The sequence below is a fragment of the Rhodococcus sp. 05-2254-5 genome, from assembly GCF_002258575.1.
Lineage (GTDB): Bacteria > Actinomycetota > Actinomycetes > Mycobacteriales > Mycobacteriaceae > Rhodococcoides > Rhodococcoides fascians.
The window spans coordinates 44711-67166 of sequence record NZ_NOZG01000032.1; the positions used below are offsets into that span (position 1 = coordinate 44711).

Annotated in this window: 22 protein-coding genes; 13 read left to right on the plus strand and 9 right to left on the minus strand. The window is 62.8% G+C overall.

What is annotated here, in order from left to right:
- The first annotated feature begins 132 nt into the window (after nucleotides 1–132).
- The 9 genes from CH278_RS24250 (at nucleotide 133) to CH278_RS24290 (ending at nucleotide 8568) form a co-directional block, all read left to right on the plus strand.
- Nucleotides 133–1002, plus strand: a complete 870-nt coding sequence (locus CH278_RS24250; RefSeq protein ID WP_143536302.1) for a hypothetical protein — start codon at nucleotides 133–135, stop codon at nucleotides 1000–1002.
- Nucleotides 1003–1084: 82 nt separating this feature from the next.
- Complete coding sequence (locus CH278_RS24255) at nucleotides 1085–2044, plus strand: hypothetical protein (RefSeq protein WP_094688654.1); 960 nt, start codon at nucleotides 1085–1087, stop codon at nucleotides 2042–2044.
- Between the two features lie 53 nt (nucleotides 2045–2097).
- Nucleotides 2098–3084: an ImmA/IrrE family metallo-endopeptidase gene (locus CH278_RS28275; protein ID WP_373557345.1), complete on the plus strand. Its 987-nt coding sequence runs from the start codon at nucleotides 2098–2100 to the stop codon at nucleotides 3082–3084.
- Nucleotides 3085–3180: 96 nt separating this feature from the next.
- Nucleotides 3181–3837, plus strand: coding sequence for a multiubiquitin domain-containing protein (locus CH278_RS24265; protein WP_094623054.1), 657 nt, complete (start codon nucleotides 3181–3183; stop codon nucleotides 3835–3837).
- Nucleotides 3834–4232, plus strand: coding sequence for a hypothetical protein (locus tag CH278_RS24270; protein WP_094623055.1), 399 nt, complete (start codon nucleotides 3834–3836; stop codon nucleotides 4230–4232). Before CH278_RS24265 ends, CH278_RS24270 begins: the two co-directional genes overlap by 4 nt.
- A gap of 158 nt (nucleotides 4233–4390) precedes the next feature.
- Nucleotides 4391–5653, plus strand: coding sequence for a ThiF family adenylyltransferase (locus tag CH278_RS24275; RefSeq protein WP_256991916.1), 1263 nt, complete (start codon nucleotides 4391–4393; stop codon nucleotides 5651–5653).
- 267 nt (nucleotides 5654–5920) lie between these two features.
- The gene (gene gluQRS, locus CH278_RS24280; protein WP_094623057.1) at nucleotides 5921–6781 is read left to right on the plus strand and encodes a tRNA glutamyl-Q(34) synthetase GluQRS; all 861 of its coding nucleotides are present in this window, start codon (nucleotides 5921–5923) and stop codon (nucleotides 6779–6781) included.
- Nucleotides 6782–6884: 103 nt separating this feature from the next.
- Complete coding sequence (locus CH278_RS24285; protein WP_094623058.1) at nucleotides 6885–7745, plus strand: hypothetical protein; 861 nt, start codon at nucleotides 6885–6887, stop codon at nucleotides 7743–7745.
- 79 nt (nucleotides 7746–7824) lie between these two features.
- Nucleotides 7825–8568, plus strand: a complete 744-nt coding sequence (locus CH278_RS24290; protein WP_032368634.1) for a queuosine precursor transporter — start codon at nucleotides 7825–7827, stop codon at nucleotides 8566–8568.
- Here the strand turns inward: CH278_RS24290 and CH278_RS24295 are convergent.
- The 4 genes from CH278_RS24295 to CH278_RS24310 all read right to left on the minus strand — a co-directional run bounded on the left by CH278_RS24295 (nucleotide 8565) and on the right by CH278_RS24310 (nucleotide 12526).
- Nucleotides 8565–9401 (minus strand): PaaX family transcriptional regulator, encoded by an 837-nt coding sequence (locus CH278_RS24295; protein ID WP_032392831.1) that lies wholly within the window; start codon nucleotides 9399–9401, stop codon nucleotides 8565–8567. The genes CH278_RS24290 and CH278_RS24295 overlap by 4 nt on opposite strands.
- Nucleotides 9382–10590, minus strand: a complete 1209-nt coding sequence (locus CH278_RS24300) for a kynureninase (protein WP_094623059.1) — start codon at nucleotides 10588–10590, stop codon at nucleotides 9382–9384. Before CH278_RS24300 ends, CH278_RS24295 begins: the two co-directional genes overlap by 20 nt.
- Nucleotides 10590–11444, minus strand: a complete 855-nt coding sequence (locus CH278_RS24305; protein ID WP_094623060.1) for a tryptophan 2,3-dioxygenase — start codon at nucleotides 11442–11444, stop codon at nucleotides 10590–10592. Before CH278_RS24305 ends, CH278_RS24300 begins: the two co-directional genes overlap by 1 nt.
- Before the next feature lie 119 nt (nucleotides 11445–11563).
- Nucleotides 11564–12526 (minus strand): aromatic alcohol reductase, encoded by a 963-nt coding sequence (locus CH278_RS24310; RefSeq protein ID WP_094623061.1) that lies wholly within the window; start codon nucleotides 12524–12526, stop codon nucleotides 11564–11566.
- A gap of 112 nt (nucleotides 12527–12638) precedes the next feature.
- On the opposite strand from CH278_RS24310, the gene CH278_RS24315 reads away from it, so the two are divergent.
- The 3 genes from CH278_RS24315 to CH278_RS24325 all read left to right on the plus strand — a co-directional run bounded on the left by CH278_RS24315 (nucleotide 12639) and on the right by CH278_RS24325 (nucleotide 14395).
- Nucleotides 12639–13010: a MerR family transcriptional regulator gene (locus CH278_RS24315; RefSeq protein WP_032367789.1), complete on the plus strand. Its 372-nt coding sequence runs from the start codon at nucleotides 12639–12641 to the stop codon at nucleotides 13008–13010.
- Between the two features lie 129 nt (nucleotides 13011–13139).
- The gene (locus CH278_RS24320; protein ID WP_094623062.1) at nucleotides 13140–13517 is read left to right on the plus strand and encodes a BlaI/MecI/CopY family transcriptional regulator; all 378 of its coding nucleotides are present in this window, start codon (nucleotides 13140–13142) and stop codon (nucleotides 13515–13517) included.
- Complete coding sequence (locus CH278_RS24325) at nucleotides 13514–14395, plus strand: M56 family metallopeptidase (RefSeq protein WP_032368638.1); 882 nt, start codon at nucleotides 13514–13516, stop codon at nucleotides 14393–14395. The genes CH278_RS24320 and CH278_RS24325 overlap by 4 nt, the downstream gene beginning before the upstream one ends.
- A gap of 6 nt (nucleotides 14396–14401) precedes the next feature.
- On the opposite strand, the gene CH278_RS24330 is transcribed toward CH278_RS24325, so the two are convergent.
- From CH278_RS24330 to CH278_RS24345, 5 genes are all read right to left on the minus strand, one after another.
- The gene (locus CH278_RS24330) at nucleotides 14402–15121 is read right to left on the minus strand and encodes a VIT1/CCC1 transporter family protein (protein ID WP_032368639.1); all 720 of its coding nucleotides are present in this window, start codon (nucleotides 15119–15121) and stop codon (nucleotides 14402–14404) included.
- Nucleotides 15114–15590 (minus strand): DUF2231 domain-containing protein, encoded by a 477-nt coding sequence (locus CH278_RS24335; protein ID WP_094623063.1) that lies wholly within the window; start codon nucleotides 15588–15590, stop codon nucleotides 15114–15116. Before CH278_RS24335 ends, CH278_RS24330 begins: the two co-directional genes overlap by 8 nt.
- A gap of 50 nt (nucleotides 15591–15640) precedes the next feature.
- The gene (locus tag CH278_RS24340; RefSeq protein WP_256991917.1) at nucleotides 15641–20047 is read right to left on the minus strand and encodes an amino acid adenylation domain-containing protein; all 4407 of its coding nucleotides are present in this window, start codon (nucleotides 20045–20047) and stop codon (nucleotides 15641–15643) included.
- Between the two features lie 74 nt (nucleotides 20048–20121).
- Nucleotides 20122–20259 carry a hypothetical protein gene (locus CH278_RS27720; protein WP_155288368.1) on the minus strand — a complete coding sequence of 46 codons (138 nt, stop codon included), beginning with the start codon at nucleotides 20257–20259 and terminating at the stop codon, nucleotides 20122–20124.
- Nucleotides 20256–21860 carry a DHA2 family efflux MFS transporter permease subunit gene (locus CH278_RS24345; RefSeq protein ID WP_032367798.1) on the minus strand — a complete coding sequence of 535 codons (1605 nt, stop codon included), beginning with the start codon at nucleotides 21858–21860 and terminating at the stop codon, nucleotides 20256–20258. The genes CH278_RS27720 and CH278_RS24345 overlap by 4 nt, the downstream gene beginning before the upstream one ends.
- A 113-nt stretch (nucleotides 21861–21973) precedes the next feature.
- Here CH278_RS24345 and CH278_RS24350 point away from each other — a divergent pair, with 113 nt between their 5' ends.
- On the plus strand, nucleotides 21974–22456 hold the full coding sequence (locus CH278_RS24350) for a MarR family winged helix-turn-helix transcriptional regulator (protein ID WP_032368029.1): 483 nt from the start codon (nucleotides 21974–21976) through the stop codon (nucleotides 22454–22456).

Here is a 22456-nt window from a genome sequence, read left to right on the forward strand (position 1 = left end):
TCATGAGGTTGAGCGCTTCGCTACGATCAGGTGCCAGGCCGAGCTGCTGCCAGGAGGTGCTCAATCTCTGCGTTCGAGGAGTTGCACGATGGCGGGTTTCTCGGTGCGCAGGGTCTCGCGATCATCACGGGCTTGATTCGCGGGGAGCTCCACAGGTTTCCTGCTTTTGGACAGCGGGAGTTAGATGACGTGGTCCAGGATTTCCTGGTTGACAGAGTCAAACCGCTGACAGTCATGTTGATGACCCAAGCGACGGATCAAGATTCATTTGACCGTTTACTGCGCCGGTCCATACGGAATTGGCTGATCGACCAAGTTCGAGCGACAGCTATCGGAGCCATACGCCGCTCACTTGAGAAGGTTCTGAAGGAGGAGGACGATTTTGAGACGATACCTGCGGGTGAGGAAGGGGCTGGTCGTTGGCGGTTGGTCGGTTTAGCAGGGAACGCTCCGTGGGGTGGCGACCCAGCGGTCCTGGTCGCTGCTGCGTGGAACGTCTCCGACGTGAGGGTCCCGAAGTGGTCGAGCGGCACCCGTCGCCCACCTATCGCAGACCGGGCGTCGATAGTCAGCATCCTTCGTGCCATCTTGATGACTGCTGACGGCAGCCTCGAAACCGCACAAATTGTCCACGTTCTTGCACGCAGATTCGCCGCCGCCCTCGATCCAGTCGAACGGCCGATCTCCGACGCGGACAGCGAAGAATTCCGCTCAGAGGGGTTGTCACCAGAAGAACTCGTCATCGCGACGGATTCGGAAGTTGACGCGGCCAGTGCTGCCTGGGCGATCTTTTCGACGCTCTCAGACGATGAGCGGTCGATCCTTCCCGTTGTAGACAATCCTGCTGAAGTCCAGAAACGCCTCGGCCTTGGCCGCAGTCAAGCGTCGCAACTCGCGTCTCGTTGCAAGGCGAAGATTGCGAACTTGGCAGGGACTGGACCTGAAGCCCGCCAAGTCGCCTTGGAGGTGATCTGGTTATGCGGAGGCCCCGCGGCTCACTAGACATGTTCGGATCGTCCCCGCGGTGGGACGTCAGAGAACTATGCCGGGGTACAGCAAGCATCGAGTCGACAGGAGGTGAATCGTGGCCGATCCAGAAGCGCCTATTCGTCTGAGCGAGCTCGCAGAGCAAGCGCGAGTACCGCGGGCTCTTACGGATCGCGGTCGAAAGGAGAGGTTCGGTGACACCCGCGATCTGAAGATCGCACCTGGTCAAGTGTGGCGCGCGGCTTGGGACGACGTCAGCCTGCTGGTTTTGATCACGCGTCCAGTTCACGAACCCGACGTCGGCGTGATTCCATTGACGGTCGAGCCGAACATCGCCAACGACCGCAGTCTGATAATCGGCCCTTCCCACACTGCGTTCGGAGTTGAGGCGACTTTGTTGATAGACCTGCAAAGTGTGGTTCCTCTTCGCGTGCTCGACGAGATTATCGACGAGTGGACGGCCGACGTCTTAAACGCGCTATTACCCACGGCATCCGTACTAACACAGCCTCCACTCGGAATTAGGCGGGGCAATCCGGTCGAGACGGAATTTGATCGATCACTGTCGGTGATGGCCGAAATCGAGGACGACCTGGAGACATTGCACTCAACAGCAGCCTTGCCTGTCGAGACAGGAAGAGGGCAAGCAACTCGGACGTTGGCAAGCGTCTTAGGAAAAAATGCAAACTTGATGGCCCTGATGACTGCTTTGGAGCCCCTAGGTTTAGGTCAGCCTGAGGTAATGAAACTAATGCGCGGTAAAAGGCCGATGACTCCGGAGATAGTAGACGCGGTAAGTGACGCCACCGGGGTAGACCGAGAGCTGGTTGAGGAAACAGTGCAACCGTTGCCTGTCGAGCTCGTTATCGAAGTTGACCATCCAAAGTGGCGAACATACTGGAAAGAACAAGCTCAGCAGGAACAAACTGATGAATTCTCCGTGCGGTTGCAAACAAGTTATGAAGTATTTGCATTGGCTGCCCGACAAACCGGTGTCCAACAGCCAGACTGGCCCGCCCGAATCGCTCAATATCGGACCGCGAGGAAGAAAGTGTAGCCACAATGCAGGGGATGTACATCTACGAAGCTCAACTACAGGCCCGAGCAATGATGGCCGTAGTTGAAAGAACGCTTCCTGGAGCATTGGAACGACTCCAATCCGACGCGGTTGCAGAATTGCACCGGTGGAGTGGACTGGCTGTGGAGTCGATCGACGAAACGACTGGGGCAGATGGATGTTCTGTCGCAGGAAGTTACAAGTCCGATCCGCCGACGTTGGTGGTGACGAAGTCGCTGTCCTACCGGCGAAGGAATTTCACGGCGCTTCACGAACTCGGCCACCACCTTCAACAGACAGATCCTAATTTGGGAAGCACGGTTTTTCGCTACAGCGATACAGAACGCTTCGAAGAGGAAGCCTGCGACGCGTTCGCAGCCCAGGTGCTCCTTCCGGATGAGAACCTCTTGCCGCGGATCGATCCTCGAGGACCAGTTGCTCAAGACGTAGTGGATCTATTTACGAATTTCTCGTCAGCGTCACGAGAAGCGTGTTGTGTATGGGCGGCTAGGCAGCTCCGGGGGGCTGGAGTCGTTGTGCTTATGGACCGAGAGGGCTTGGTCCGGTTTGCTGCGCCTCGGAGCCTCGTGCCGCCGGCGAAGGGGTCCGATCAGTCCGGTACGGACTTGATCGCTGCTGCACTCAGAAATACGGAAGGCGGTGCTACCCGCAACGAAACCCACATTGTCTACCGAAACGGCAACACAAGTGACTCGCTGTACGGACAAGCGAGGTGGTTCGACAACGACTACTTGGTCGCCATCCTCGTGTCGGACAACGCTGCCTGGATCCCCCTAGCGCTCCCTCGCCCCGACACAGCCTTTAGAGCAGGTGGAAAGTGGTGGACCTGCGAAACGTGCGATCGCGCCTTCACTATTAATGACCGCTGTCGAACGTGTGGCGACCCGCGATGCGAAAGCGGCCATTGCGGGTGCGACGCTGCTCGGACTGCACGCGATCGGTTGTGTCCGGAGTGCTTTTTGCAGAAGCACCCCTCCCAGTTCGACGGCGGAAATGCGATCTGCCGCGAGTGCGCCTGATTGACGAAACCGGCTACCGGACAATCTTCGCGATGTGACGTCAGACCTTGGTGAAGCCGATCCAACAGATCGGCCAACACACGAGGAGAAGACCCCATGCACAACAGCACAACACAGAAAGACAACACTCAGATCTACATCGACGGCGAGCCGCTCACCGTCAATCAGCGAAGTCTCAGCGGCACCGAGCTGCGCACGCTCGTGACGCCAACCCCCGAGACCATGTGGCTCGACGTCCCGGACGCGCAGGACTACCTGGTCGCGCCGTCGGACACCGTCGCCATAGAACACAACGCCCGGTTCTTCACCGACCGACCCCGTACTATCTACATCGACAAGAACCCATACGTGGTACGCACAGCTGCGCTCACCGAAACTCAGCTGCGCAACGTTCCTAGTCCCGCGGTCTCCCGTGACTACGGAATTTGGAAAGACATCCCGGACGATCTCGATGATCCTATCGACGTCGGCGAGCTCGTCACCATCGTCAACGGCGACCGATTTTTTACCAAACCCCTGCCGCCGACACAGATCCGTGTGACCGTCAACCGTCGCTCCGTGACCCTTGACGGTATCCAACACACCGGCACGTCGATCAAGGACGCTGCGATCCGACAAGGGGTTCCCATCCAGGCAGACTTCCTCCTATCCCGCAAAGATGGGCAGAAGTTCAAACCCGTCGGCGACGACGAACTCATACGTGTCCGCAATGACGACGAATTCCGCGCCAACGATGGGGACGACAACTCATGACCACAACGACTACTGAACCCATCGCGGAGGCGATCGAGCAACTCCGACAGACCTTCCCAGAAGCCGCCGTCACCTACGAGGTCGACGGAACGGGTGGCGCGTGGGTCACCGTAGACACTGTCTCCGTGGGATCAGCCTACGAGCAAGCCACATCTTGGATCGCATTCCAGATCACCTTCCCGTATCCGGAAGCGGACGTCTATCCGCTCTTTGTGCGTCACGATCTACGCCGCAAGGACGGTCAAGGCCACGGCGAGGGCATTCAGTCGGTGACCTGGGGACCACGGGGAGAACCAGGCACCCAACTATCTCGCCGCAGTAGCAGGCTGGATCCGCAGATCGACACGGCGGCAACGAAAGTGTTGAAAGTACTGAAATGGCTGAGCGAACAGTGAGCGAAACCTGGTCAGTCGTGATGACCGGGGAACAGTGGCAGCTACTCAATGGGCACCTGTTCCCTGGCGACGGTGACGAGCACGGTGCCGTTCTGCGGTGCGGTATTGCCCGCTCACCCCGTGGCACAAGACTTCTCGTACACGAGGTAGTACCGGCAGTGGACGGAGTCGACTACGTCGAAGGCAGCCGCGGCTACAGAAAGCTCACCGCGTCCTTCGTTGCCAGCAACATCGATGTGTGCGCCGATGGCGGGTTCGCCTACCTTGCGGTGCACAATCACGGTGGACGGGACCACGTCAGCTTCTCTGAAACGGACCTTGGCTCCCACGTACGCGGATATCCAGCCCTGCTGGACATCAACGATGGTGTCCCAGTTGGCGCTCTGGTGTTCGCCAGAAACGCTGTGGCCGGCGACATTTGGACTGATGACGGAAAGCGGCACTCAGTCAAGCACTTACGCGTCGTCGGACGGCCTCAGCTGATAATAACCCCAGCACCCGTTCCACACGCAGCAGCGGACACGACGTACGACCGTCAAGCCCGGATTTTCGGCGACCGTGGTCAGGCAATCCTGGCTGACTGCAAAGTTGCTGTCGTAGGCCTCGGTGGAGGCGGTTCGTTGATTGCTGAGTACCTCGGACGGCTCGGGGTCGGCGAACTGATCTTAATTGACCCGGACCGGCTCGACCCGACGAACCTGCCCAGGGTTGTCGGCGCCCGCCAAATCGACTGCTTGCCGAGTCTTCAACGGAAAACACGACCTCGGTGGATGCAACGACTCGGTGCTCGCCTCGCGAGGCGCAAGGTGAACATTGCCAAGAGAGTCGCCCGTCAATCCTCGAAGACCGTACGAGTAACCGCGATCGCCCGATCGGTGATCGACGCTGACGTCGCCTCGCTGCTGACTGACTGTGATCACATCTTCCTCGCGGCTGACTCAGCACTAGCGCGCAGGCTAGTTAACTCGATCACTCATCAGTACTTTGTTCCCCACACGCAGGTAGGAGCCAAGGTGACAATCGTAGAAGGTCGCGTAGCCGATATCTTCTCCGTCTCGAGGATGAGCAGTCCCGGGAGCGGATGCCTTCAGTGCAACGGCTTGATTCCGGCATGGCGCCTTACAGAGGAAGCGACCAGCGAGGTGCAGAGAAACAGACAGCGTTACGTCGACGATGACAACGTCCATGCCCCCAGCGTGATTTCTCTAAACGCCGTGGCCGCAGCTCGTGCCGTCGATGACTGGCTCATGTCAGTCGGGGGTCTCACAGACGAACTTGCGGGGGCTGACCACTGGATTGCGTACCATCCGCTGACCGACGACGCCGTTGAGCACGATCCTATTAAGTCAGCAAACTGTCGGCACTGCGGGCAGCCGCGACTGGGTCTTGGCGATTTGGGGCACCTACCGACACGCCCTTGACGAAGTACGTACAGAAGTTTGACGGCGGTTGTGCAGAACTTTGACCAGAAGGAATCCTGCGGAACGTTCGATGACCCAGGCGTTGGGTACAGCTGACCGTGCCAGCCTATTTCGACTATCGTGTCAGGGGACTGCAGTTGGAATTCGCATCGGCTACAGCCCTGCTCGTCCGCTCACACGGATAAGAGCTCTCGGCGGACCTGACACCGCAAGTCAAGCCGTGCCCGCCACGCCAATGCCCAACGAATCTGAAACTACGATGTCCCCATGCCCGCCGGACGCTTCGCTCCCAGTCCCTCCGGCGACTTGCATCTCGGGAACCTAAGAACCGCGTTACTGGCCTGGCTCTTCGCCCGCTCCACCGACCGACGTTTCGTGATGCGCGTGGAAGACCTCGACCGCGCCAAACCCGGCTCCGAACAACGTCAACTCGAAGACCTCGCCGCCATTGGACTCGACTGGGACGGTCCGATCATGCGGCAATCCGAGCGTCGGGATATCTACGACGCCACGATTCGCACGCTCACCGCCGCCGGGCTGACGTACGAATGCTTCTGCACGCGTCGGGAAATCCTGCAGGCCGCGTCGGCGCCGCACGCACCCGACGGCGCATATCCCGGAACCTGCCGCGATCTCACCGCAGACCAGAGAGCAGCGAAGGACCGCCCACCGGCCATTCGATTGCGTTCGCAGACAACCGAATTCACCATCGTCGATCAGCTGCGCGGCCTATTCCGAGGCCAGGTCGACGACTTCGTCCTGCGTCGCTCCGACGGCGTCCCCGCCTACAACCTCGCCGTCGTCGTCGATGATGGCGCGCAAGGCGTCGACCAGATCGTGCGCGGCGACGACCTGCTCACGTCCGCGCCGCGGCAGGGCTACCTCGCTCAACTCTTGGGCCTGACCCCCGCGACGTACGTCCACGTGCCCCTCGCTCTGAACGTCGAGGGCAAGCGCCTTGCCAAGCGCGACGGTGCCGTCACGTTGCGCGAACGGCCCGATGCGTGGGCGCTCATCACCGGCTCCCTCGGCATGCCGGACGTGAAGAACGCCGAGGAACTGCTCGAACAGTGGAAGCCGAGGCTGGTGCCGCGCGAACCGTGGGTGTTCGACCCCTCGATCGTCTGACCACGAACCGATCGAGATCACGTCGCAACGCGACAGGACCCGACTCGGGGACGAATCGGACGTACAGTGACTGCGACAACTCATCCCGAGGGAGAAGGACACCATGACCTCAGGCGGCTACGACCCCGACAAGGATCCACAGAACCCCGGTGGTTATCCCCCGCCGCAGGGCGGCGGCTACCCACCACCCGGTAACTACCCACCACCCGCGCAGGGCAACTACCCGCCGCCCGGGAACTACCCGCCTCCTCCCGGCGACTATCCCCAGCAAGGTGGCTACCCACCACCCGGCAACTACCCACCTCCCCCACAGGGCAACTACCCGCCGCCTCCGTCGTTCGGTAACTCACCGATGCCGACGCAGCTATCCGTGGGAACGGCCATCGGCTACGCGTTCGAGAAGTTCAAGCAGAACGCCCTCGTCTGGATCGGCATCGTCCTGATCGCCGCGATCATCCAGGGCGTCCTGAACTTCGTTCTGAGCTCCGACAGCATCGTCCTCAGCCTGGTCTTCAGCATCATCGTCGGTGTCGTCGCACTCCTCATCCAGGCGGCGCTCGTCCGCGGCGCTCTGCACGAGGTGGACGGGATCAAGCCCGCGTTCGGGTCCTTCTTCCAATTCGGCAACGTCGCCGCCGTCATCATCGCCGGCATCCTCGTCGGCATTGCAACGAGCATCGGCTTCGTCCTGCTGATCATCCCCGGCATCGTCATCACGTTCTTCACGTGGTGGACCTTTCAGTTCGTCATCGACCGCGGCGACGAACCCATCCCGGCTATCAAGGCCAGCGCGCAGGCCATTGCGTCGAACGGTGGAACACTCTTCGTGCTCGCTCTCGCCCTGGTAGGCCTCAACATCGTCGGTGCGATCCCCCTCGGCCTCGGTCTGCTGGTGACCATTCCGATCACGATCATCGCCGGTACCTACGCTTACCGCGTCACGGTGCGTGGCAACGTCGCCTGACCCGTAATCCGCCTCGATGGGCGCGAATCCCCTACCCCGGGATTCGCGCCCATCGTCGTCTCGGTGCTTGGATTGTCAGGTGACTACTACCCAACACACCGCCCCTGACGGCGGCACCGAGTCTGGGCAGGCCACGTTCGCTCACATCAGCCGGGGCTACTACCCCACCATCGTCGCGTTGTTCGTCGCGACGCTGCTGATCTCGAATGTGGCCGCCAGCAAAGGTGTCGCCTTCTTCGCCTCGTCCGACGTCATGCTCGGACCGTTCCAAATTCTGCCGATCAATACCGACGGCGCATTCTTTCTGTTCCCCCTCGCCTACATCCTCGGCGACGTGCTCAGCGAGGTCTACGGCTTCAAAGCCACGCGCCGCGCGATCTATCTCGGCTTCGGCTCCCTGCTGCTCACCTCGGTGTGCTTCTGGATCGCCATCGAACTCCCCGCCGCCTCGTTCTACGAGAACCAGGCCGCCCTCGAGAGCGTCGTCGGCGTTGTCCCCCGACTGGTCCTCGCCGGTCTCGCCGGCTACACCGTCGGGCAACTACTCAACTCCGTCGTCCTGGTCAAGATCAAGGAACGCACCAAGGAAAAGCACCTGTGGGCGCGACTGATCGGCTCGACCATCGTCGGCGAATTCTTCGACACGCTGATCTTCTGCTCCATCGCCGCCGGAGTCATCGGCATCACCACGTGGACCGACTTCGTCAATTACGTCATCGTCGGATTCCTGTGGAAGACGCTGGCCGAGGTCATCGTCATGCCCATCACCTACCGCGTCATCTCGTACATCAAGAAGCGCGAGCCGTCGTACCAGGATCGCTAGAACGCGACCCATTCCATACTCAGATCGAAGTAGCGCTCCCGGGCCGTCTCGAACGTGGCGACGGCCCGGGTGCCCGGCCAGTCCTCCGGTGTCATACACGGCGGAAGACCCGGGTCGACGTAGGGAATGACGCGCCATTCGTCGAGCAACGGCACGAATGTGACAAACGCGTCGCGCGGGTTCCGCGCCGGCGACCCGCCGTCGAAAGCGTCGAGAAATGCCCGATGCCGATCAGCGATGCCGGCCAGATCCCACCACTGCTCGGCACTTTCGCGCAGCGTGCCGGGAGGCGCGACCTCGGACGCGACGAACGTCGTGACGTACTGCGACAACTCCAACGCGTCGACGATGGCAATGGCCTCCGCCGCGAGATATTCGGGCGCGATCCACAATCCTGGTGAGACGGTCCCACAACCTATCGACGTGAGCCGACGCCTCAGCTGGTGCCGCGCCGCGCGTTGCGTCTCGGGAATGGTGAACGAGATCAACCGAAATGGATCGCCGTCGGCCATCCGCCGGAAGCCGAAGATGCGTCCGTCTCCCCGAGCGAACATTGCGTCGGCCTGCTCGGTGATCCGATAGCCGGTGCGGCCCTCTCGATTAGCTGATTCGACGACGCCCTTCTTCTTCAACCTCGTCACCGCAATGCGCGTGCTTTCCGGTGGCACTCCCAGCGTGTCCATCCAGACGACGAAATCGGCGATGGCAAACCACCCGCCGAGAGGGCGAACGTAGGCACCGAGCACCGTGCGCACCAACGACGTCGCACTACCCGGACGCGACTCGAAGTCGTCGAGGATGGCCCCGGCAGTGCTAGGCGCGGAGTTCGTCACGAATCGCCACGATACCCAGATACACCTCGCGATACGAGGTACTCAGTGGGCTCAACCCCAGCCGAATACCCTGTGGTGCGCGGTAATCCGGGATGACACCCTGCTCCCACAGCCGAGCAGTGATGGCCTTGAATTCCGGATGGTCGATGGTGACGTGACCACCGCGCCGATTCGAATCCTCGGGTGAGGCGATCTCCACCCCGAGCGGTACCAGCATCTCGCGCACGAGCTCGAGGGCGTATTCGGTGAGCGCAACGGACTTCGCACGGATCGCGTCCATCCCCACCTCGGCGACCATCTCGATGGTGTCCTGCATCGCGATCATGCCGAACACCGACGGCGTGCCACTGATGACGCGTCGAATACCCTGCGCCGGAACGTAACCCTGCGCCATCTCGAACGGATCGGCCCGGCCCATCCAGCCCCAGATCGGCTGCACGAAGTCGGCCAGAAGGTCACTACGCACGTACGCGAAGGCCGGCGAACCCGGACCGCCGTTGAGGTACTTGTAGGTACACCCGACGGCCAGATCCACTCCCCACGAATCGAATTCGAGCGGAACCGACCCGACGGAATGGCACACGTCCAACAGCATCAGAGCGCCGGCCTCGTGCGTGATGCGCGTCGCCTCGGCCACGTCGACGAGGAAGCCGGACCGGTAGGCGACGTGGGTGATCACCACCAAGGCGGTGTTCTCCCCCACCACCTCGGCGAGTTGTTCCGGTTCGATGCCTCCGCGGCGGTCCGTCTCGATCCATCGGAGAGTCATATTCATCTCGGCCGCAATACCTTCGAGTAGATAGCGGTCGGTCGGGAAGTTGTCGCGGTCGATGACGATCTCGGTGCGGCCGGGCCGCATGGCGATGGCCGCCCGCGCCAGCTTGTACAGCAGTACCGTCGTCGAATCGCCGATCGTGGTCTGCCCGGCCGCTGCCCCGAGGGTGGCGTCGGCCAGGGCGTCGCCGATGGTGACGGGGAGGTCGAACCACTGCTCGTCCCAGCCGCGGATGAGGCGACCACCCCAGGCGTCGGTCATGAAGGTGTTGATCCGTTCGACGCTGGCTTTGGTGGGCCGGCCCAGCGAGTTGCCGTCGAGATATGCGGTGATCGACGGGTCGTCACTACCGAGGAACTTGTCGCGGTAGCTCCGGAGCGGGTCATTGGCGTCGAGTTCGACTGCACGTTCCATCATCGGCCGATGTCCGTTCTCACAGCGAGCAATTCGGGGAAGAAGGTGAGGTCGAGTGCTTTCTGCAAGAACCCGACGCCGCTCGACCCTCCCGTCCCGCTCTTCATTCCGATGGTGCGCAGCACCGTGCGCATGTGACGGAAGCGCCAGAGCTGAAAGTTCTCCTCCAAGTCGACGAGCTCCTCGAAGGCTTCGTACACCGCCCAATGCTCGGTGTGGTTCTCGTAGACGAACTTGATCAGCGGCATCAGATCCTCGTTGAACGTGTACGCCGCGGTGACGTCGCGATCGAGCGCTGACGCCGGTACGTCGTACCCCTGCCGCGCCAACGACTGCCAGAACGCGTCGTACAGGCTCGGCTGGTGCAGCAGCGTCGAAAGCTGTTCGTGAGCAGCCGGATCGGACTCGAAGACCGTCAGCATGCCCGCATTCTTGTTGCCCAGCACGAACTCCACGGCCCGGTACTGATACGACTGGAAACCCGAGGAGTTGCCGAGGAAGTCGCGGAACTGGGAGTACTCCGTCGGGGTGAGTGTGGCCAGGACGGACCACTGCTCGGTCAGCGTCTTCTGGATGTGCTTGACCCGGGCCACGCATTTCAGCGCTGTGCCGATGTCGTCGGCATCCAATGCCGCACGCGCGGCCAGCGTCTCGTGCAGAACCAGCTTGAGCCACAGCTCGGTGGTCTGGTGCTGGATGATGAACAGCAGTTCGTCGTGATGCTCGGGGGTGCTCACCGGTTTCTGAGCGCTGAGCAGCGTATCGAGGTCGAGGTAGGACCCGTAGCTCATGCGGTCACTGAAATCGGTGACGACGCTCTTCTCGATCTTCCGGGTGTTCGCTTCGACGCTCATGGATCGTCCTCGAGGTGGTGGGCTGGTGAGTCCACCGTATTACACATATGTGCCGACCGCCAGATATCCGTAAGTCAGTGAGTGGCGACCGAACCTCGAGAAGTGGATCGGCGCGTCCATCAACGATTGACAACAGGGGTGGTGCGTTCGGCGAGGTTCTGTGCGACCCACTCGCGGAGCGTTGTGGTCGGGATCCCGTGCCGGGCATTGAACGTGTCGGCCTTGTCCCATGCGACACCGCGTCCCTGCGCGAAGACGGCACGATACTTCCGGGTCATGTTGTCCGGGTCTGCACCGAGTTCTGCCATCAGGAGCGGTTCCGACCACACCCGGAGCGCGAACGGACGACCGAGGACTGTTTCGAGGGTCTCGGCGAGTTGGCCATAGGTGATCGTGTCCCCGGCGACGAAGACGATCTCGTCACGGATGCGCGGCTCGGCGAAGAGGATCTCCGCGGTGAGCGCGCCGATGTCCTCCGGCGTGGTCACGGTCACTGCAGTGTCGACGGTCCCGAGGGCATTGACGGTGTCGTTCGGGAGGTCGACCATCCCGGAGCCGGCGTCGAAAAGGTAGTTCATGAACATGCCGGTGGAGATGATGACCCACTCGGTGTCGTGCTGTGAACGGAGGAGATCCCGCACGTCGAGCTGGGAGTCGAAGATGTCCTGGGGGCTACCCCGGCCGATGACGTCGAAGTCGACACCGAACTGCCACGGGAAGTATCGCGGAAGCTTCGCTTGCAATGCCGCCTGCGCGACTTTCATCGGAGTGTCCAATCCTGCGGTGATCCCGGTGCAGCCGATGACGGTGTCGTAGTCGGCGAAGACCGCAGCGAGGTCATCGACGGTGTTCTCGACCAGGTCACCACGAACGATGCCTATCCCGAGTTCGCGGATCTCCGCGACGTCGTGCTGCTTGGCCGGGACGGTGGAGTCGATGGTGGTCCCACGGAGCAAGACATCGACGACAGATTCCGCGACGCCAGCGGCTCGACGGACGACGTTGCGTAGCACGGGCATGCCGAGTTCACCGGCTCCGATGACGAGGATCTTCCGTGACGGGCCATTCCAGTCGTTGGTCATGTGTTCCTTTCTTCGGCTCCCCCGAGGATCGGGTGCCGAACACGTCTGCGACCATAAACGTTGACATCACTGTCAAGGTCAAATCGGTGGCCACCGACGGAAGGACCCCGGCATGAAAATCAGTGAGGCAGCGGATGCGATCGGAGCGCCGGCACGGATGCTGCGGTACTACGAGCAGCAGGGACTCATCGACGCTGCACGGTCGGCAAACGGGTACCGCGATTACTCCGACGAGCAGATCGAGCACGCACGCCACGTGCGCGCGCTCGTCGAGGCGGGTCTTTCCACGCGCATGATCAAGATCGTCCTCGACATCGAAACTCCTGAGCCGAAACAGTATTCGACGATGGGTGGTCGCGCGGCTGCAGAGGAGCTCGCGCGTGAGTTGCGGGTGGTGGAGAACCGAATCGTGTGCCTCGAGAAAAGCCGCGATGCCGTCATCGACTTCCTCCGCAGCACCGACCACGCAGACCTCCTTACCTAGAAGACGCACTGGAGGACCACGGCCGAGTCGCCCTGATCTGGACTCCGCGGTAGTCGACCTCGATTCGGGTGTCGATACCGCTGCCCGCTGAACTATCCTCGAGGTAGCCGAATCGAGTGAGGAATCGCAGTGCGAAGAGCGTCCGGACAGCTGGAGGAGTCGATCCTCGATCTGCTCGGCGAGCACACGGAACTCTCGGTCGCCCAAGCGCGCGAGCATCTGGGCTCGGATCTCGCCCACACCACTGTCATGACCGCTCTGGTGCGCTTGCACGGCAAAGGCCTCGTCGATCGCGAGCGCCGAGGACGGTCGTACGTCTACACCCTCAACGCCCCGGTCGACGAAATCCCCGCACTTCGGGCCGCGATGCGGATGCGCACCGAACTCGGCGCGAGAGCCGAACGCGCCGACGTACTGGCCAGCTTCGTGGCCGCACTCGACCCCGAGGACGAGGCCACGCTGCGAGAACTGCTGGCCAAGTCGGACGCAGCCGAGCAGCATCGATGACCCTGCTACTGGTCGTGGCCGTGCTGCCGTGGGTGCTGTCGCTGTTGCTGGGATTCGGAGCCGAGCACGTCGACCGCCGACTCAACCCGTCGACCGCCGTGGTTCTGCTCCCCATCCTGTCGATGGTCACCGCGTTTGCGGTTGCCGCTTCCCTCGCAGCGCTTGCCGCGGTTCTTCTCGCGTCGGCTCAGGTTGTGTGGGTGTCGCTGGGAATTGTGATCTGCGCGTGGATGTTCTGGCGCTCGGTCGAGGTGGCTCGCCATGTTCGACGCGCCCTGGTCGGTGCGTCCATCGCATCCGAATTCGGTGACGAGGCGCGGGCGACAGGCGGCATCGTCGTGGTCGACTCCGATGTTCCCGACGCCTTTGCCGTCCCCTCAGGTGGAGGTGCCGTCGTGATCACCACCGGTTTGGCGGAAGCGCTGTCGGACAACGAGTTACATGCGGTGATCGAACACGAGCGCGCTCACCTGCGGCACCGTCACAGCGTGTGGATCCAGATGTGCGAGATCGCAGCCCTGATCGATCCTATTCTCGGGCCGTTGACCGCCAAGGTGCGGCACGCGGCGGAGCGTCAAGCAGACGAGAGCGCCGCGGCGCTCGGCCGTCGAGATGCGTTGTCTGCCATCGCCAGAACTGCTCTGCTTCGGAGCCATCTCGACCAGGGAACCCACACTCTCGCCAGTACCGGCGGCGACGTCGTGCGCCGCGTACAGGCACTGAGCGAACCACCACGACACCACCCCGATCGCGGAATCCTCGCCGCCGGAATGGTTCTCGTCCTCGCGTTCACCGTCATCTCGGCGGCGTTGTTCGACGTCGTCCAAGATGTGGTGGCACCCGAAACCGGAGAAGTCGCCACCTCGATCTTCCGCTGACCTCGGTCAGATGCCTGCGACGCCCGCCAGTTGGCCGATCGCATAGGTGACGGCCATCGCGATCGCACCACCGATCACGATTCGAGTCACCGCCGGGCGACTCGGCGCGCCACCGAGGCGTGCGCTGATAGTTCCGGTCAACGCCAGAGCCAGCAACACGACGACGAATGTGACCGGAATACGTTGCGAAGCAGGCAGAAGCAGGATCGAGAGCAACGGCAAGAGCGCACCACTGATGAACGACACCGCCGACGACGCGGCCGCCTGCCACGGATTCGTCAGCGCATCGGGGTCGATTCCCAATTCGACGTCCACGTGTGCGGCAAACGGATCGTGTTCGGTGAGTTCGCGAGCAACGGTCTGAGCAGTGTCGGCCGAGAGGCCCTTGGCCTCATACAGTGCCGCGAGCTCCGCCAGTTCCTGCTCGGGTTGCTCGTCGAGTTCCCGGCGCTCCTTGATCAACAGCGAACGCTCGGCGTCACGTTGTGTGCTCACCGAGACGTACTCCCCGAGTGCCATGGACACCGCTCCCGCAACAAGGCCGGCAACGCCCGCGGTCAGCAGCGACCCACGGTCGGTGGTGGCGGCCGCGACACCGACGACCAGACCGGCGGTGGAGACGATCCCGTCGTTGGCACCCAGCACCCCGGCCCGTAACCAGTTCAGTCGACCGGAGAGAGCTCCGTGCGGTTCGTGCTCGTGCAGGCTCGGCTCGGGCTCACTCATCGCCGGCCGTCGCCGATACGTCGTCCCACGCGGCGCGAGCGCCGGACTCACCGATTCTGTACACCTGGACAATTGTGGTCGCTCCGATCACTACTGCCAACACCACCACCGCAATGGACTGCCACCGGACGGGCGCGTTACCTCGACGCTCACGCAGATGCAGGAACACGAGGGCCGCGGCGACGATCACCAGGCCGACGGAGAAGTAGATCATCCAGTCGCCGATCTCGGTGTGCTGTTCGACCGCCGCGGTCTTGGGTACGCGCTTCTCGAGCCACTCGCCCGCCTCGGTCGTCAGCGGCGTCAGCACCAGCGTGAACACCGCCAGGGCTGCGATGAGCCACACGAGCCTGCTGCGTACACCGGACCAGATGCTGGCGGCGATAGCGAGGATCGCAGTGAGCGGTGCCAGGACCACGATGAAGTGAACGAGCAGAATGTGGGCCGGTAGGCCGTTGAAGGTGGACATGCGTTCTCCTGCTGGCTTCGAAGTCGCGTGCACGTCACGCACCGCACATGCTACACACCATGTAGTAGTTGCGCCGACGGTTCGCGTGCTGTCATATCTCGCCACGGCGAGCTCGGTCCTGCGACCATCGCCTGCACGATATGCTCGAGCCGCTGCCCCAGTGCGACAACGGTATTCGCGTCGAACAATGCCGTGGGATACACGATATCGACCGCAGTCTCGATAGCGCCCCTGGGTCGTTCCGCGGGCTCCACTCCTGTCTTATCTTCGCCGTCTCGATGTTCGGTGACGTGGAAATGAAGGTCACATTTGGCGATGTCGATCGGCCGAGGCGTGATCTCGAAGCAAACGTCCCCCATAGTGAGCGTCTGGGTCGCAAAAACGTCCAACGACAGCGCCACCTGAAAGATCGGGTGCCGCCCATCCACCGAGTCAGCAGCGAGATCGGCGACGACATCCTCGAACGGCACCGATGCATGGTCGAAGGCCAGTAGTTCACTCGCTCGGGCCGACTGCACGACGTCCTCGACGGTCGATGCGGCCGCGATGTTCGTCCGGATGGCGACGGTGTTGGTGAAGGTACCGACGAGTTGCTCGAGTCTCGGGTCGTCTCGACCGGCAACCGGGGTTCCGACGACGATGTCGGTGGATTCCGTCGTCTGGGCGAGCAGGATCAACAGCGCTGCGCGCAGCACGGTGAATCGGTTTGTCCCGCAGCGCTGTGCCAGATCGGTCATTCTCTCGGTGGCGTCCGCGTCGAACCGAAGCGAGGTGCGGGCGCCGGAGAAGTTCCAGTCCTGCATGCGAGGGCGGTCCAACGGCAAATCCCTCGAGCCGGGTGTGTCCGCCAACTCCGCGCGCCAGAAGTCGAGATCGCCCGACACGTCGCGCTCGGCAGCCCAGACGCTGTAATCGGCGTACTGGAGCGGCAATTCGGCCCACGTGGGTGCGCTGCCGGCAATCCTGGCGTGATAGGCCATGACGAAGTCCGACGCCAACAGCCCCAGCGACCAACCGTCCGCTGCACTGTGGTGGACGGCGCACGCGAGCACGTGATGACCGGGCGCTACTGCGAACAGTCGAGCTCGGATCGGGAACTCGTTGCGCATGTCGAAGGGGTGCTCGAGAGTCTCCACCACTGCGGCGTCGTCGAAGTCGACAACGTCGAGGTTCGGTACCGCCCTCGCCGAATCCGGCTCGACGAACTGCGCCGGAACCCCGTCGACATCCGGGTACCGCGTGCGCAAGGTGCTGTGTCGATCGATCAGGTCGGTCAAAGCCTGCGAGGCCGCCGCCGAGTGGAACTCCCCGGAAATCGTGACCGTGAACGGCAGGTTGTACAGAGGTAGCTGCGCATTTCGATCGATGTGGCGTTGCTGCGGCGCGAGTGGGATTGCGGATACTCTCGCCGACGTTCCGCGTTCGGGCCGGGAATTCTGCTGCCGTCCAGTGAGTCGACGCTCGTCTACGCATGCTGCCAAGGCCTGAACGGACGGGGCACCGGCGAGGTCACGCACACCGATGTCCACCGCGGCCTCGGCCCGCACCGTCGACGCGACCCTGGTCGCCGCCAGCGAGTCGCCTCCGAGGTCGAAGAACGAAGCAGCGCAATCGATGCCGCCCCTGCCGAGCACACGCGCGAACGCTGCCGCCACCATCTCCTCGGTGGCACCGGCCGGCTCGGTTCGGGCGCCGGTCGTCGACGTGGTGAGGTCCGGCGCAGGAAGTGCGCCGCGGTCGGCCTTCCGATTGATCGTCAGCGGAATCTCGTCGAGAACAGAGAGCGTCGACGGCACCATGTGGGCAGGCAAGCGCCTGGTGAGATCCTGGCGGATGCGCTCGGTGTCGAGCAAGTGTCCGTGGGGTGCGGCCACCACGTACCCGTCGATACGCAGATCTCCAGTGTGACTGCGGCGCAAAGCCGATGATGCCGCAGCGACGTTCGGACAAGCCCGCAACGCCGCGTCGACCTCACCCAGTTCGACGCGATTTCCCCGGATCTTGATTTGATCGTCGGTGCGACCGAGAAACTCGAGCGTGCCGTCGCCGCGCAGACGCGCCCGATCTCCACTGCGGAACATCCGACTCACATTGCTGCCGAACGGGTTCGCAACGAAGCGTGCCGCTGTGTCCGCGGTGCGGCCGAGATATCCGCGCGCGACGCCGGGAGTCTCGATGTAGATCTCGCCGACTGCTCCCGACGGAACGGGCCGCAGAGTGCGATCGAGAAGGTGAATCACCGCCCCCACCATGGCTCGACCGATTCCGTCCGCGCTACCCGAAGTCAGTGGCGCGGTCATCGTGACACTGCACGTCGTTTCGGTGGGGCCGTAGGCGTTGAGCAGTCGGCGACGCACCGACCAGCGGTCCACCGTGTCCTGCGGCGCCGCCTCACCGCCGATGATGATGGTCCCGACACCCGACAGCGCTGCGGGATCCAACGTGGCCAGCGCCGAGGGCGTGATGAGCAGATGTGTAATTGCCTGCTGAGCAATCAGTTCCGTCAGTTCGGCACCCGCGTAGCTGCCTGCCGGCGCGATCACCACTGCTGCGCCCGCGGTTGCCGCGGCCAGCACCTCGACGATGGCGGTGTCGAATCCGGGCGAGGCGAGGTGACAGACTCGTGACTCGACGTCGAGGTGGTAGCTGCTCCCGATCTGTTGTACCAGAGCGGCGATGCCACCGTGGGTGACAACGACGCCTTTGGGGGTGCCGGTGGACCCGGAGGTGTAGATGACGTACGCCGCGTGACCTGGTGCCGTCGGCGCGGCAACGTCGTCCAAGCCTCCCTCTGCAACAACGGCATCGAGGTCCAGCCACTCCACGCCACCGAACTCGCCGCCGCCGCCCGTGCACAGGCCCAACACCGCACCGCTGTCCCGCACCACGAACTGGGCTCGCTCACGGGGGTGATTCGGGTCGACCGGAACATAGACCGCGCCAACTCGTGCGATTGCCCAGAACGAGACGATCCCCGCAACGGACCGGCCGATGCGCACGGCGACCCGATCCTCGGTACCGATTCCTCGGGCACGCAATATGGACGCAAGTGTGTCGACTCTCGCGGCCGACTCTGCATAGGTCACCGAGACATCTGCATCCTGAATCGCAATTCGATTGCCGTGCTGTGCAATTGCCGTCGAGAACACGTCGTTCAGGGATCCACGCTCGACCACGGTCGCGCCCACCGATGCGGGCACTGCATCGGGCTCTCCGGGCAGGAACAGGTCGAGGTCTGCCACCGCGGTGTCCCCGCAACCGGATTCGCCGAAACGATCGAGAAAGTACAGGAACCGCTCGTGGTGGCGAGCGAGGTCGCTCGGCGTGTACGCGGCAGGGTTGGCTTCGAAGTCGATGCGCGGACGAGCTCCGCCTCGACCGGGATAGATGTTGACGGCAAGATCCGAGACCGGGCCCGTGGTCAGAATGTTGATCTCGCCGTCGAAGTCCCCGACGGCCACGGTGTTCGCGAACATCATCACGTTGATGGTCGGACCGAAACGCCCTGCGTGCAGAGCATTCCCGCTCTCGGATACCGGCGGCCTGCTGCGCTGGTGTCGGAGGACGGCACCGATCGCCACCTCGGCCGACTTGATCACGTTGTTCACCGTTGCCGATCCGACGCCCGGCAACCGCAACGGCACCACATGCGACAACGACGACCCGGCTCCGCGCAGCACTGCTGTCGGCCGCGCCGAGACCGGCAGCGACAGATCGACGTCGTCTACATCGTTCATGCGCGAGAGGAAGGCGGCGAGCGCCGCGATCACCACGGTCGACGTGGCATGACCCCGAGCGGTCGGAGAAATCGACCGATCCTCCCCGACGACGATCGGCACCGACGCAGGCTGAGCACTCCGGCCCCACGGTGCGCCGTAGCCCAGGTCAGCGGACTCCCAGTGCGCCCGATCGCGCAGGGCACGGGCAGATGCGCGGTAGCGCTCGTCCTCGGCGAGCAGTGCCGCCGGAGTCGTCGGATCGATCCGCGGCGGCTCGACGCCGTCACAGACGGCCGCATACAGGGCCGCCGCCCGCTCGAGCACCTTCATCGAGGCATAGCCGTCGAGCGCAATATGGTGCGCTCTGGTGTACCAGAACACGCGATCGTCCTCGACGCGGAGGACGCGCAGTCTCACCAGCTGGCCGTAGATCGACAAGGGCGTTCGGCAGTCGTCGTTCATCCACTGTTGGGCTCTCTCTTCCGGACGGTCGTGTCCACGGCAGTCGAGAATCTCCACCGCCTCGGTCTCCGCGGCCACGAATCGCTGCATCGGAGTGCCGTCGACCTCGAAAACCCGCATGGTCGACGACGAGAACTCGCGATGCGCCCGGCTACCGCAGGCGACCAAGGCATCGACATCGACGGCACCGACGATGTCCACGAAGTACGCAATGGAGAAAGGTACGGCGGGCATGAACTGCTGCGCCAGCCAGATGTCGGCCTGGGACGAACTCACAGGTATGGCGTCGTCGAACATGGTGGTCCCCCCCACTGCATCACGAAGTACTACACATTCAGTAGTACCACGGGTCAGCGGGTCCTGCTTTCGATCCCGTCGTTGTCGGGGTTGCGGAGGGCGGCATCCATTGCAACGAACATGTCCAGAAACGTCGCCGGACGAGCGCTTTCCTGATCCTCATCCCTTTCGTCGCCACCCGACGCCGTCATGCTGTGACACCCTCGTGCGCGTCGCTCGGCGGTACCGACTGCGCTGGTCGGTTCGGAATCAGTGCGGTGGCAAGCAGTCCGAACGCAACGAATCCGGCTGCGATGAAACCTCCCAGGTTGACCCCGTGCGTCATAGCGTTGCGTGCGGCGTCGGCGACGAACTCCGTTTCGGGGCGGCTCGCAAATCCGGCGATAGCTCCGCCTGCACTGTCGCTGATCGACCGCGCCAGCATCTCGGCATCCGGAACTCCCGAGAGCGATTCACGTACCTGCGAGCCGAGAGTGGTGAAGAAGGTCGTCGTCAGCACCGCGATGCCCAGCGCGGAGCCGAGTTGCCGGAACGCACTCTGAATTCCGGATCCCTGACCGGCACTGGCGGCGGGCACGTCATCGAGAACGACGTTCGTAACCTGAGCAGTTGCGAATCCGACACCGATTCCATAGAAGAACAACACGATCGCGATATGCCACCACCGGCTATCCACCGCCGCAACGAACCCCAGCCCGGCAAGCCCGACCACCTCGAGGCCCAGCCCGATCCGAACCAGGTTCAACGGCGACAGCGAGGCTGCGAGGGCGAAGCTCGCCCCGCTGGCGACGAAGCTGCCGATAGCGATGGGAACGAGCATGGCACCGGCCTGGACTGCGCTGTATCCCAATGTGAATTGCAGCCACAACGGTAGTACGGCGATGATTCCGAACTCACCCAGTCCGATCAGCAGTGTCGCGATATTGCCACCGCGGAACGAAGCGATGGAGAACAGTCGGGTGTCCATCAAGGCCTTGTTCGTATCAGCGTCGCGGCTGAGGGCTCGCTGTCGAACACCGAAGGCCGCCAACGATAATACGGACAGCGTCAACGAAACGAACACTACGGACACGCCCACACCCCAGGTTGCCCCGAACAACTCGAATGGCTCCGTGGACAGAACCCAGCCGTATGTGCGCCCTTCGATGAGCCCGAACGCCAACAGTCCGAGTCCGGCGATCGACAGCACCGCACCGAGTGAGTCGATTCGTCCGGAGCCACGCGGTGACCGATCGATGAACAACAGCGAAGCGACGAGAATCAGGGCGACGAGGGGGAGGTTGATGCCGAACGCCCAACGCCACGATGCGTGTTCCGCAAGCCAGCCACCGAGGAGTGGGCCGAGGGCCGACGCAGCTCCGATTGTCGAGCCCCACACCGCAAACGCCTGGCCACGGGCCTTTCCGCTGAACGTCGCATTCAGTAGCGCCAACGACGTCGGCAGGATCAGCGCACCTCCCACACCTTGGAGGAACCTGGCTCCGATCAACAACTCACCACTCGTGGCTACACCGGCCAACAGACTCGAGGTTCCGAAGACAACGACGCCTGTCACAAAGACTCTTCGTGCACCCACGATGTCGGAGATGCGGCCGACCAGCAGGAGCAGCGCGGCGAAGACGATGGCGTAGGACTCCTGAATCCATTGCGCTTGACCGGAATCGACGCCGAGATCATCGATGATCGACGGCACGATCACATTGACGATCGTGGTGTCGACCACGATGAGCGCGACACCGAGCGCGATAGCGATCAGACCGAGCCAACGGCGCAACGAAGGGGACATCGTCATTCCAATACCTCCACGGTAAAGTTACTTTATGGTGAAGCTATATCGAGGATCGGTAGATTGTCAACGCAGCTCCGTGCACTCGGGGCACCATGCCGGAGAAGCGAGGCGATTCGATGAGCGACGATCGGTCCGAGATTGCCGAACAACGAACCCGCCTGATGGAGGCGCTGCGAATGTACGGATCCGCCTTCAATCAATTCAGCCGACAGTTCGCCCAGTGGTCCGGACTGCATCCCACCGACGGAGAAGCGCTGATGGAGATCGTCTACGCCGAAGAACGCGGTGTCCCGTTGTCCCCGTCTCGACTGGCAGAGCGTGTGCAACTCACCTCAGGGGCCACCTCGACACTGATAGACCGACTCGAACGGGCTGGACACGTCCGGCGTACAAGAGAGGGCACCGATCGACGTACCGTGACACTGCGAAGCGGGGCCAGCGTGCACGAGATGGCGGACGAGTTCTTCGGCCCCCTGGGTAACCGTCTCGACACGATGATGGCCCGGTACCCACCCGACATGCTCGCGGAGTTCGAGAGCTTCGTCGGCGAGCTCGTCAACACGATGCAGACCGAGCTGACCGATCCCAGGACACCGTGA

Excerpts from the sequence above, each read along its gene's own strand:
- gluQRS (WP_094623057.1), top strand. The coding sequence starts at position 5,921 with ATGCCCGCCGGACGCTTCGCTCCCAGTCCCTCCGGCGACTTGCATCTC.
- CH278_RS24305 (WP_094623060.1), bottom strand. The coding sequence starts at position 11,444 with ATGAGCGTCGAAGCGAACACCCGGAAGATCGAGAAGAGCGTCGTCACC.
- CH278_RS24330 (WP_032368639.1), bottom strand. The coding sequence starts at position 15,121 with ATGAGTGAGCCCGAGCCGAGCCTGCACGAGCACGAACCGCACGGAGCT.
- CH278_RS28275 (WP_373557345.1), top strand. The coding sequence starts at position 2,098 with ATGGCCGTAGTTGAAAGAACGCTTCCTGGAGCATTGGAACGACTCCAA.
- CH278_RS24270 (WP_094623055.1), top strand. The coding sequence starts at position 3,834 with ATGACCACAACGACTACTGAACCCATCGCGGAGGCGATCGAGCAACTC.
- CH278_RS24265 (WP_094623054.1), top strand. The coding sequence starts at position 3,181 with ATGCACAACAGCACAACACAGAAAGACAACACTCAGATCTACATCGAC.
- CH278_RS24315 (WP_032367789.1), top strand. The coding sequence starts at position 12,639 with ATGAAAATCAGTGAGGCAGCGGATGCGATCGGAGCGCCGGCACGGATG.
- CH278_RS24345 (WP_032367798.1), bottom strand. The coding sequence starts at position 21,860 with ATGACGATGTCCCCTTCGTTGCGCCGTTGGCTCGGTCTGATCGCTATC.
- CH278_RS27720 (WP_155288368.1), bottom strand. The coding sequence starts at position 20,259 with ATGACGGCGTCGGGTGGCGACGAAAGGGATGAGGATCAGGAAAGCGCT.
- CH278_RS24325 (WP_032368638.1), top strand. The coding sequence starts at position 13,514 with ATGACCCTGCTACTGGTCGTGGCCGTGCTGCCGTGGGTGCTGTCGCTG.
- CH278_RS24335 (WP_094623063.1), bottom strand. The coding sequence starts at position 15,590 with ATGTCCACCTTCAACGGCCTACCGGCCCACATTCTGCTCGTTCACTTC.
- CH278_RS24300 (WP_094623059.1), bottom strand. The coding sequence starts at position 10,590 with ATGGAACGTGCAGTCGAACTCGACGCCAATGACCCGCTCCGGAGCTAC.
- CH278_RS24350 (WP_032368029.1), top strand. The coding sequence starts at position 21,974 with ATGAGCGACGATCGGTCCGAGATTGCCGAACAACGAACCCGCCTGATG.
- CH278_RS24285 (WP_094623058.1), top strand. The coding sequence starts at position 6,885 with ATGACCTCAGGCGGCTACGACCCCGACAAGGATCCACAGAACCCCGGT.
- CH278_RS24310 (WP_094623061.1), bottom strand. The coding sequence starts at position 12,526 with ATGACCAACGACTGGAATGGCCCGTCACGGAAGATCCTCGTCATCGGA.